Genomic DNA, 12,213 nt, shown 5'->3' on the forward strand with positions numbered 1-12,213 from the left:
GGCGCTGGTCACCGCTGTCGGGTCATGCCTGGCCGAGGGTGGCCAGCCAGTCCTTGACGATCTGCGCGGTCTGCGGGGCGTGGTCGCGGACCATGGAGAAGTGGTCCGCGTCGACGATGCGGACATCGGCCGACGGGAGCATGTCGCTCTTCGTGTCGTCGGGCGAGACGGCCGCGGTGCCCTCCATGGCGAAGGTCTCCTGGGCGGCGCGGACGATCAGCACGGGAGCGCTGGTGTGCTGGACGTCGAGCTGCCCGAGCAGGCCCATGTACCGCCCCATCCCGGACAGCCGGGAGTTGGTCACCCGCACCGGGGATTCCTGGTCGGCGAGGAAGTTGCGGTGCATCAGGTTGTCGTAGTCGATGTCCTCCCGGTCGTCGTGCCGGATGCTGACGGTGTCCAGCAGCACCACGGCCTCGGGCTTGATGCCCCAGGTGCTCTCCAGCAGCCCGGCGGCCACGTAGGCGTACGCACCGCCGGAGGAGTGTCCGACCAGGATGAAGGGGTTGCCGTCGCTTGCGCGCAGAGCGCTCTCCGCGATGGTCCTGACCGCGCTGGTGGGTGTGGCGGGCAGCCGTTCCCCGGCGGCGAAGCCGACCAGCGGCAGTGCGCTGACGTGCCGTTCGCCCCGGAAGGACGCGGCGAACCTGGCGTATTCGTGGACACCGCCGTTGGCGGTGGGTGTGCTGATGCAGATCAGCCGCGGCTCGGCGGGGCCCTCGGCGAGCGTGGTCGGCAGCGGCAGCTCCACCAGTTCGGCCGTGTTCTCGAAGGTCGTGCGCAGGCCGGTCAGGGCCCGCAGCATGAGCCGGATCTCCGGGAACCTGCCCTCGTCCATCGCGTCGAGGAACATCCGCTCCAGCGAGTCGGGGTCGGGCCCGGCCAGCAGGAGGCCGCCCTCGCCGCCGCCCAGGCCGGGCTGTGCGGCGAACTCGCTGCGCAGCCGGGCGCCGAGGGCGTCGGGGGTCTTGTTGTCGAAGACCAGGGTCGCCGGGAGCTGGAGCCCGGTGACGGTGGCGAGCCGGTTGCGCAGCTCGATCGAGGTCAGCGAGTCGATGCCCAGCTCGTAGAAGTCCCGGCCGGCCTCGATCTCCTCGGCGGAGACATGGCCGAGGATGGTGGCGGCCTCGGTACGGACCAGGTCGACGAGGTGGCGTACGCGCTCCCCCTCCGGCAGCGCCAGCAGCTGCTGGGCGAAGGTGTCCGGGGAGGCGGACGTGCTCGCGGCGTTGACGGCGGTCCGCCTGCTGTGCCGCACCAGCCCCCTGAAGAGCGGCGGGATCTGTCCTTCCGGCACACGGGCGCCGGGGATCAGGCCCACCGCCATCACGACGGGCTCGGCGTAGCCGCGCGCGATGTCGAACAGTTCCATGCCCTCCTCGATGGAGACCGGCGCCATGCCGTTGAGGCGCATGCGCTGCACGGTGGCCTGGTTCATCGCGTCGGCCATGCCGCCGCCGTCCCAGTGGCCCCACACCAGTGACTGGCCCGGCAGGCCCAGGGCGGCGCGGTGCCGGATCAGGCCGTCGAGGAAGGCGTTCGCGGAGGCGTAGTTGGCCACGCCGGGGGCGCCCAGCACACCGGAGACGGAGGAGAACATGATGAACGCGGACAGGCCGAGGTCCTTGGTGGCCTCGTGCAGGTGCCAGGCGGCGTCCACCTTCGGCCGCAGCACCGGCGTCAGGCGCTCCGGGGTCAGCGCGGTGACCACGCCGTCGTCGAGGACGCCGGCGAGGTGGACGACCGCGGTCAGCGGGTGCTCCTCGGGGATGGCGGCCAGCAGGCCGGCGAGCGCGGCGGGGTCCGCCGTGTCGCAGGCCGCGATCGTGGGCTGCGCGCCCAGGGCCCGCAGCTCTTCGGCCAGTTCGTCCGCCCCGCGGGCCGCCGGGCCACTGCGGCTGACCAGCAGCAGGTGCCGGGTGCCGGTCGTGGCCAGGTACCGGGCGAGCTCGATGCCCAGACCGCCGGTGCCGCCGGTGATCAGTACGGTCCCCTCGGGGTCCCACTGCGCCGGCCGGGTGCCGGCGTCGGCGGGCAGCCAGGCCAGCCGCCCCATGAGCACCGCGCCGTCGCGGACGACGAACTGGGTCTCACCGGTGGGCAGCAGACCCGGCAGGGCGTCGAGGAGCGTGGCGAGGTCGCCGCCGTTCTCGTCCGGGTCCTCGACGTCGGCCAGCACGAAACGGCCGGGGTGTTCCGCGATCGTCGAGCGCAGCAGGCCCCACAGGGCGGAGCCGGCCAGGTCGCCGCCGTCGACGGCGCCGGAGGTCAGGAACACCATCTGGGACGTGGTGAAGCGCTCGTCGGCGATCCACTGCTGTACCAGGAGCAGGGCCTGGGTCGTCAGCTCGTGCACGGCCTCCGGGTAGCCGTCCGCCGTACGGGGCACGGGGACCACGACCAGGTCGGGGGTGTCCGTGAGGCCGGCGAGGGACGTGGTGCCCAGGGGCGCCAGGACGGTGCTCCGGGCGCTCGGCGCGTCCTCCGTGCGCGGTGCGGGGATCCACTCCAGGCGGAGCAGTTTCTGGCTCTGGCCGCTGGAGGTGCGCTCGGGGGCTTCGGCCAGCGCGCGCAGTGTGACGGTGCGGGCCGACAGGACGGGTTCCCCGGCGGCGTCGACCGCGGTGACGGTGACGGTGTCCTCGCCGGTCTTCGTGATCCGTGCCCGCAGCGCCGCGGCACCCGAGGCGTGCAGCGACACGTCGTTCCAGGAGGCGCCGTAGGAGATGTGCTCCCTGTCACCCACGCCGCTGAAGGAGGTGCCGTGCAGGACCGCTTCGAGCAGTGCCGGGTGCAGGCCGAAGGACGGGGCGTCGGAGGCGGCGTCGTCCTGGAGTTCGGCTTCGACGAAGGTCTCGTCGTCGCGGACCCAGACCGCCCGCAGCCCCTGGAGGGCGGGTCCGAATTCGGTGCCCTCGTAGTACTCGTCCACGTCCATCTCGGTCGCGTCGCTGGGCGGCCAGCCGGACACGTCGAGGGTGTCGGTGTGCCGGTCGGCGGCGAGGATGCCCGTGGCGTGCCGGACCCAGGGCTCGTCCAGCGCGGCCTGGGGCCGCGTGAAGAACCGGATCTGCCGGGTGCCGTCGTCGTCGGGGGCGCCGACCCACACCTGGAGCACCAGGGCCGCGCCGTCGGTGAGCCCCAGCGGCGTGTCGAGGGTCAGTTCGGCGATCCGGTCGCAGTCGAAGCGGTCCCCGGCGCTCAGGGCCAGCTCGACGAAGCCGGCGGCCGGGAAGACGGCCGTGCCGCCCGCCACGTGGTCCTTGAGCCAGGGGTGGGTTTCCAGCGACAGCCGGCTGGTGAACAGCGTGCCGCCGCCGTCCGCCAGCGGTACCGCCGCGCCGAGCAGCGGGTGTTCGGTGGGCAGCAGGCCGGCGGAGGTCACATCGCCCGCCAGGGCCCTGCGCTTGGGCCAGTACCGCTGGCGCTGGAAGGGGTAGGTGGGCAGGTCGACGCGGCGGGCGCCGGTGCCGTCGAAGACGCGGGCCCAGTCCGCGTCGACCCCGGCGACGTGCAGCTGCGCCAGGGTGGTGAGCAGGGCCGTCTCTTCGGGGTGGTCCTTGCGCAGGGCGCTGACGGTGACGGCGGTGCCATCCAGGTTGTGCGGGACCATGCCCGTCAGTGCCCCGTCGAGGCCCAGCTCCAGGAAGGCCGAGACGTCCTCGTCGGCCAGGGTGCGGATCGCGTCGGCGAAGCGGACGGGCTCACGCACGTTGCGGACCCAGTAGTCGGCGGAGCGCATCAGCTCCTCCGGGGCCCGCCCGCCGGTCACGGTGGAGACGAGCGGGATGCGCGGCTCCTGGTAGGACAGGCCCTCGGCGACCTGGCGGAACTCGTCCAGGATCGGGTCCATCAGCGGGCAGTGGCCGGCGACCTGCACCGCCACCTGCCGCGTCTTGCGGCCCTCGGCGGCGAACGCGTCGGTGATGCGCTGGGTGGCGGGCCCGTCGCCGGCGATGACGACGGACTCCGGTCCGTTGACCGCCGCGATCGAGACGCCGTCGACCAGCCGCGCGGCCACTTCCTGCTCGCTCGCCTGGACCGCCACCATGATGGCGCCGCGGCCCTCCAGGGTGCCCATCAGCCGCCCGCGGGCGGCCACCAGGGTGCAGGCGTCCTTGAGGGAGAGGACCCCGGCGACGTGCGCGGCGGCGATTTCGCCGAACGAGTGCCCGCCGACGAAGTCGGGCCGTACGCCCCAGGATTCGACGAGCCGGAACAGTGCCACCTGGATGGCGAACATGGCCGGCTGGGTGAACTCGGTGCAGTCCAGCCGCTCGGCGTCGCTGCGCATCACCTCGCGCAGTTCGTCGTCGAAGTGTGCCAGTACCGCGTCCAGGGCCTCGGCGAACACCGGGAACCGGTCGTACAGCTCGCGGCCCATGCCGATGCGCTGTCCGCCCTGGCCCGGGAAGAGCATGGCCAGCGAGCGGTCCTCGGCGGTGCCGCGCGCCACCTCGGCACCGTCCAGCAGCACCGCGCGGTGCGCGAACAGCGGCCGCCCGGTGGCCAGCGAGAAGCCCACGTCGGCCGGCGCGAGTTCCGGCCGCTCGGCGACCCACTCCCGAAGCTGTCCGATCCCGTCGTCCAGCGCCTGGGCGGACTTGCCCGAGACGAGCCACGGGACGGCTCCCGGCTGGGCGGGCCGGGTGTCCTCGGCCGGCCGCCCGGCGTCCGCCGGTGCCTGTTCGAGGATGGCGTGGGCGTTGGTGCCGCTCATGCCGAAGGAGGAGACGGCGCCGCGGCGCGGGCGGCCGGTGTCCGGCCAGTCGGTCCGCTCGGTGAGGAGCCGGACGTCTCCCGCCGTCCAGTCGACGTGGGAGGAGGGCGTGTCGATGTGCAGGGAGCGCGGCAGGACGCCGTGCCGCAGCGCCAGGACCATCTTGATGACGCCGGAGACACCGGCCGCCGCCATGGTGTGGCCGATGTTCGACTTCAGCGAGCCGAGGAGCAGCGGCTGCCCCTCGGGCCGGTCCTGGCCGTAGGTGGCGAGCAGCGCCTGGGCCTCGATCGGGTCACCGAGCGAGGTGCCGGTGCCGTGTGCCTCGACCGCGTCCACCTCGTCGGCGGACAGCCCGGCGTTGGCCAGGGCCTGGCCGATGACGCGCTGCTGGGAGGGGCCGTTGGGGGCGGTCAGGCCGTTGGACGCGCCGTCCTGGTTGACGGCCGAACCGCGGACGACGGCGAGGATCTCGTGGCCGTTGCGGCGGGCGTCGGACTGCCGTTCCAGTACGAGGACGCCGACGCCCTCGGCCCAGCTCGTGCCGTCGGCGTCGTCGGAGAACGCCTTGCACCGGCCGTCCGTCGCCAGCGCGCCCTGCCGGCTGAATCCGGCGATGCTCATCGGCGTGGACAGCAGCGTCACACCGCCGGCCAGCGCGAGCGAGCACTCGCCGTTGCGCAGCGCATGGGCCGCCAGATGGAGGGAGACGAGCGAGGAGGAGCACGCGGTGTCGACGGTGACGGCCGGGCCCTCCAGGCCGAAGGTGTAGGACAGCCGCCCGGACAGGACGCTGCCCGCGAGGCCGGTGCTGGCGTGGGCCTCCACGTCCTCGCCGGAGTTCATCAGGATGCTGGCGTAGTCGGAGCCGCTGGTGCCGACGAAGACGCCGGTCTCGGTGCCGCGCAGGGACACCGGGTCGATGCCGGCCCGTTCGACGGCCTCCCAGGAGGTTTCCAGCATCAGCCGCTGCTGCGGGTCCATGGCCATGGCCTCGCGCGGGGAGATGCCGAAGAAGGGGGCGTCGAAGTCGCCGAGGCCGTCCAGGAAGCCGCCCTTGGACGCGGAGCTGCGGCCCTGGTCGCCCTCGGCCCCGCCGAGCAGGGTCTCCAGGTCCCAGCCCCGGTCGGTCGGGAAGGCGGAGATGCCGTCGCGCTCGTCGGTGACGAGCCGCCACAGGTCCTCCGGGGACCGCACGCCGCCGGGCAGCCGGCAGGCCATGCCGACGATGACGACCGGGTCGTCGGCGGACGCCGTGGTGACCGCGGTGGCGGCGCGCGCCTCGCCCCGCTCGTCGAGCAGGACGGCGATGAGGTGGTCGGCGAGGACGACGGGGTTGGGATAGTCGAAGACGAGGGTGGCGGGCAGCCGCAGGCCGGTGGCCGTGGAGAGCCGGTTGCGCAGTTCGACGGCGGTCAGCGAGTCGAAGCCCAGGTCGTTGAAGTCCCGGCGGGTGTCGATGGCCTTGGCCGAGGCGTGCCCGAGCACGGCGGCGGCCTCGGTGCGTACGAGGTCGACCGTGAAGGCGGTCCGCTCGTCCCTGGCCAGCTCCGTCAGCCGCCGGGTGAGCCGCGCCGCCGCGGCGGCGCCGCCCGCGGAGCCCGCTGCCGTACGGCGAGCGCCCTTGACCAGGCCGCGAAGCACAGGCGGTACGGCGCCGCGGCCCCGGGCGTTGGCGGCGACGGGTCCGATGGGCACGAGGTGCGCCGCGTCGGTCGCGGTGGCGGCGTCGAACAGCGCCACGCCCCGCTCGGCCGGCAGCGGGGGCACGTCCAGCGACGCGATCCGCTCCGGGGCGGACGGCGCGCTTGGCGTCCCGTCCGGCGTCGCCCAGGCGCCCCACGCGAGGGACTGGGCGGGCAGGCCCTGGGCCGTACGGTGCCGGGCCAGCGCGTCGAGGAAGACGTTGGCCGCGGCGTAGTCGCCGTGCCCGCCGCTGCCGAGGACGCCCGAGACGGACGAGTACATGACGAACGCGGCGAGATCAAGGTCCTTGGTGGCCTCGTGCAGGTGCCAGGCCGCGTCCGCCTTCGGACGCAGCACGGCCGACAGCCGCTCCGGCGTCAGCGAGGTCACCTCGGCGCCGTCGTGGACGCCGGCGGTGTGGATCACGGCGGTCAGCGGGTGCGCGGCGGGCACCGCGCCGACGGCGGCGGCCACCGCCTCGCGGTCGGCCAGGTCGCCGTCGAGGAAGGTCACCTCGGCGCCGTGCGCGATCAGTTCCGCTTCCAGCTCGCTCGCTCCGGGCGTGTCCGGGCCGCTGTGGCCGCCCAGCAGCAGGTGCCGTACGCCCCGCTCGGCCACCAGGTGCCGGGCCAGCTCGCCGCCCAGTTCGCCCGTGCCGTCGGTGATCAGCACGGTGCCGTCCGGGTTCCAGGCGCGGGGCAGCGTCAGCACGATCTTCCCGACGTGCTGCGCGCGGCTCATGTACCGGAACGCCTCGGGGGCGCGCCGCACGTCCCACGTCGTCACCGGCAGCGGGCGGATCTTCTCGGCGGCGAACAGCTCCAGCAGTTCGCCGAGCATGTCCCGGGTGCGCTCCGGGCCCGCTTCCGCGAGGTCGAAGGCCTGGTAGCGCACTCCGGCGGCGGTTTCGGGGTCGCGGAGGTCCGTCTGCCCCATCTCCAGGAAGTGGCCGCCGGGGGCGGTCTGCCGCAGGGAGGCGTCGATGAATTCGCCGGTGAGGGCGTTGAGGACGACGTCCACGCCGCGGCCTTCGGTGACCGCGCGGAACCGCTCCTCGAAGTCGGTCGAACGGGAGGAGGCGATGTGGTCGTCCGCGACACCCAGTTCGCGCAGCGTGTCCCACTTGCCCTCACTGGCCGTGGCGAACACCTCGGCACCGAAGTGCCGGGCCAGCTGGATCGCCGCCATCCCCACGCCACCGGCTCCGGCGTGCACGAGGATCGACTGACCGGGCCGCAGACCGGCAAGGTCCTTCAAGGCGTAGTACGCGGTCAGGAAGACCATCGGCACGGAGGCGGCCTCGGGGGCCGTCCAGCCCTCGGGAATCCGGGCCAGCAGGTGCTCGTCGGCGACGGCTTCCGGGCCGAAACCGCCGAAGACCAGGCCCGTCACGCGGTCGCCGATCCGCAGGCCCCGTACGCCGGGGCCGGTCTCGGTCACCACACCGGCGGCCTCGGCGCCCAGCAGCCCGGCCTCGCCCGGGTACATGTCCAGGGCGGCCAGTACGTCGCGGAAGTTGACGCCGGCGGCCTCGACCCGGAGGCGCACCCGGCCCTCGGTCAGCGGTTCCCGCACCTCCGGGCAGGGGGTGAGGGCCAGGCTGTCCAGGCTGCCCTTGGCCGCGCTGTCCAGCCGCCACGGCGTCCGGACGGGCGGGAGCAGACCGGCGTTGCTGCCGAGCGGTGCCAGCCGTGCCACGCGAACGGCGCCGTCGCGGACCACGAACTGGGCGTCGTCGGTGGCCAGCAGGCCCGGGAGCGCTGCGAACACTCCGCTCGGGTCGGTGTCTTCGAGGTCCAGGAGGACGAAACGTCCGGGGTTCTCCGTCTGCGCCGAGCGCACCAGGCCCCACACCGCGGCCGCGGCCACGTCCCGTACGGCCTCGCCCTCGTCGGCGGAGACGGCGCCGCGCGTGACGAACACCAGACGGGTGGCGTCGGCCCCCTCACGGCCGGCCCAGTCCTGGAGCAGGCCCAGAACCCGGGTGGTGAGCTGGTGCGTCGCGGCGGGCACGTCATCGCCCGTACCGCCGGACACGGGGACGACCACGAAGTCCTCGTCGCCGGCGAGGTCCGCCAGGGAGGCGACGGACGCGCCCATTCCGAGTTCGTCGGTGCCCAGGGACACACACCGGACCTCGGTGGAAGCCACCTCGGGCGCCGCCACCCAGTCCAGCGACAGCAGCCCGTCGTACTCCACGCCCGGCCGCGCCGTCAACGCTCGTCCTGCTGCATCGAGTTGACTGCTCAGGACGAGCGCCTCGGCGGACAGGACGGGTGCGCCCTCGGTGTCGACGGCGGCGATGGACACCGAGTCGTCACCGGTCTTCGTCACCCGGGCCCGGAGCACCGAGGCTCCCCCGGCGTGCAGCGACACACCGTGCCAGGCGGACGGCAGGAGGAGTTCGCCGCCATCGCCGACCCCGGCCATCCGGTGGGACTGGAGCACGGCGTCCAGCAGTGCGGGGTGGAGCCCGAACGACGCGGCCTCCTCGGCTACCTGGCCGGGCAGCGCCGCCTCGACGAAGATCTCGTCACCGCGCCGCCACACCGAGCGCAGCCCCTGGAAGGCCGGGCCGTAACCGGTCCCCTCGTGGAAGCCCTCCAGGTCCACGACCACGGCGCCCTCCGGCGGCCAGACCTCGGAGCCGATGCCCCCGATCCGTTCGCCGCTGGTCAGGGTGCCCTGGGCGTGCTGCGTCCACGGCTCGTCGGCGGCGCCCTCGGCCCGCGAGTACACCGAGACCGTACGGGCGCCCGCCTCGTCGGGGGCACCGACCAGCACCTGGACCTGTGCGGCGCCCTCCTCGGTGAGCTCCAGCGGGGCGAGCAGGGCGAACTCCTCGATCCGGTCGCAGCCGGCCTGGTCACCGGCGCGCAGGGCCAGTTCAAGGAAGCCGGTGGCCGGGAAGAGGACGCGGCCGCCCAGGACGTGGTCGGTCAGCCACGGGTACGTCTGCGACGACAGCCGGCCGGTGAACAGCACCTCGCCGGAGTCGGCGAGGGTGAGGGTCACGCCCAGCAGCGGGTGCTCCGCCGGGAGGAGTCCAGCTCCGGTCACGTCTCCGGAGAGCGCGGCGGGGCGGGGCCAGTACCGCTCGCGCTGGAAGGGGTAGGTGGGCAGCTCCACTCGGCGGGCGCCGGTGCCGGCGAACCACGCCGCCCAGTCCACCGGGACGCCCGTGACGTGCAGCCGCGCCAGCGCGGTCAGCAGCGCCGACTCCTCGGGCCGGTCCTTGCGCAGGGCGCTGACGAAGACCGCGGCCTCGTCCGCGCCGTGCTGGGCCATCGCCGTCAGCACCCCGTCCGGGCCCAGCTCCAGGAAGACGGACGCCCCTTCGGCCTCCAGGGCGCGGACGCCGTCCGCGAAGCGCACCGTTTCCCGTACGTGCCGGACCCAGTACTCGGGCGAGCACACCAGCTCGTCGTCGGCGAGGTCCCCGGTCACGTTGGAGACGAGCGGAATCTGCGGGGCCTTGTACGACAGCCCCTCGGCCACCTGCCGGAAGTCGTCCAGCATCGGGTCCATCAGCGGCGAGTGGAAGGCGTGGCTCACCGGCAGGCGCCGGGTCTTGCGGCCTTCGGCCGCCAGCTCACCGGCGATCCGCAGAACCTGGGCCTCCTCCCCCGCGATCACCACTGCCTGCGGCCCGTTGACCGCCGCGATCGACACCCCGTCGGCCGGCCGCCCGGCCACCTCGTCCTCGGTGGCCTGCACGGCCACCATCGCGCCGCCCGCGGGAAGGGCCTGCATCAGCCGCGCCCGCGCCGCGACGAGCGCACACGCGTCCTCCAGCGACAGCACCCCGGCGACATGCGCGGCGGCGATCTCACCGATCGAGTGGCCGGCCACGAAGTCCGCGCGGATGCCCAGGGACTCGGTCAGCCGGAACAGGGCCACCTCGATGGCGAACAGCGCGGGCTGGGTGAACCCGGTCTCGTCCAGGCCCTCCGCCTCGCCGAAGATCACGTCCCGCAGTTCGCCGTCGAATTGCGCCAGCACCTCGTCCAGCGCCTCGGCGAACACCGGGTACCGGCCGTAAAGTTCGCGGCCCATCCCGGCGCGCTGCGCGCCCTGGCCGGAGAACAGCACCGCGACGTTTCCGGTCGTGTCCTCGGCGAAGCCCTGTGCCACCTCGACGGTTTCGCCGCCCTCGGCCAGCAGGACCGCGCGGTGTTCCAGGTGCGCGCGGGTGGTCGCCAGGGAGAATCCCAGGTCGACGGGCGACAGGCCGGTCAGCGCGGTGATCTGCTCGCGCTGTGCCGCGAGGGCTTCCTCGGACCTGGCGGAGACCAGCCACGGCACGGCCGCCGGAACGACCGTCGCGGGCTCCGGAGCGGCCTGCGCAGCGGCCTTCGGCTCGCTCCCGTCCTGCTCTCCGGTGCCCTCGTCGGACTCCTCACCGGTCTCTTCGGCAGCAGCCGGTGCCTGCTCGAGGATGACGTGGGCGTTGGTGCCGCTGATGCCGAACGACGACACACCCGCCCGCCACGGCCGGTCGGCCTCGGGCCACTGCCGGGACTCCGTCAGCAGCTCGACCGCGCCGGACGTCCAGTCCACGTGCGACGACGGCACCTCGGCGTACAGCGTCTTCGGCAGGACGCCGTGCCGCAGCGCCAGCACCATCTTGATGAGCCCCGCCGCACCGGCCGCCGCCTGGGTGTGGCCGAGGTTGGACTTCACCGAGCCGAGCAGCAGCGGCCGCTCCGGGTCGCGGTCCTGGCCGTACGCGGCCAGCAGCGCCTGCGCCTCGATCGGGTCGCCCAGGGTCGTGCCGGTGCCGTGGGCCTCGACGGCGTCCACGTCCGAGGGGGTGAGACCGGCGCTCGCCAGTGCCTGCTGGATCACCCGCTGCTGGGAGGGGCCGTTGGGCGCCATCAGGCCGTTGGAGGCGCCGTCCTGGTTGACGGCCGAGCCGCGGACGACGGCGAGGATCTCGTGGCCGTTGCGGCGGGCGTCGGACAGGCGCTCGACCACGACGATGCCCACGCCCTCGGACCACCCGGTGCCGTCGGCGTCGTCGGAGAACGCCTTGCACCGGCCGTCACCGGCCAGCCCGCCCTGCCGGGTGAAGCCGGCGAAGCTCATCGGCGACGACATCACCGTCACACCGCCGGCCAGCGCCAGCGTGCACTCGCCGTTGCGCAGCGCGTGGGCCGCCAGGTGGAGGGAGACGAGCGAGGAGGAGCACGCGGTGTCGACGGTGAGGGCCGGGCCCTCCAGGCCGAAGCTGTAGGCGAGCCGGCCGGACAGGATGCTGCCCGCGAGGCCGGTGCTGCCGTGGCCCTCGATGTCCTCGCGGGAGTTCAGCACCGCGTTGATGTAGTCGACGCCGCTGGTGCCGACGAAGACACCGGTCCGGCTGCCCTTCAGGGACACCGGGTCGATGCCGGCCCGCTCGAACGCCTCCCAGGAGGTCTCCAGCAGGAGCCGCTGCTGCGGGTCCATCGCCACGGCCTCACGGGGCGAGATGCCGAAGAAGCCCGCGTCGAACGAGGCGGCGTCCACGAAGCCGCCTTCGGCGGTGGCGCTGCTGCCGCTTCCGTCACCGCTGAGAATGTCGAGGTTCCAGCCACGGTCCGTGGGGAAGGCCGCGATGCCGTCGCGGCCCTCGTCCAGCATCCGCCAGAGCTCTTCCGGCGACCGGACTCCCCCGGGCAGCCGGCAGGCCATGCCGACGATGGCGATCGGCTCCTGCTTGGCGGACTCAGCCTCCCGAAGCCGTTGGCGGGTCTGGTGCAAGTCGTTCGTGACCCACTTGAGGTAGTCAACGAGCTTGTTGTCGTTCGGCATGACTGGAACCTTCC

The 12,213-nt window shown here is 73.7% G+C and carries 1 pseudogene; it reads right to left on the bottom strand.

Features of this window, described 5'->3' with window-relative positions:
- Nucleotides 1-58: 58 nt before the first annotated feature.
- Nucleotides 59-12,208, bottom strand: a pseudogene (locus CP984_RS01745) (SDR family NAD(P)-dependent oxidoreductase); the annotation flags it as partial.
- Nucleotides 12,209-12,213: the final 5 nt, after the last annotated feature.

It is taken from the genome of Streptomyces rimosus, assembly GCF_008704655.1.
GTDB classification, from domain to species: Bacteria; Actinomycetota; Actinomycetes; order Streptomycetales; family Streptomycetaceae; genus Streptomyces; species Streptomyces rimosus.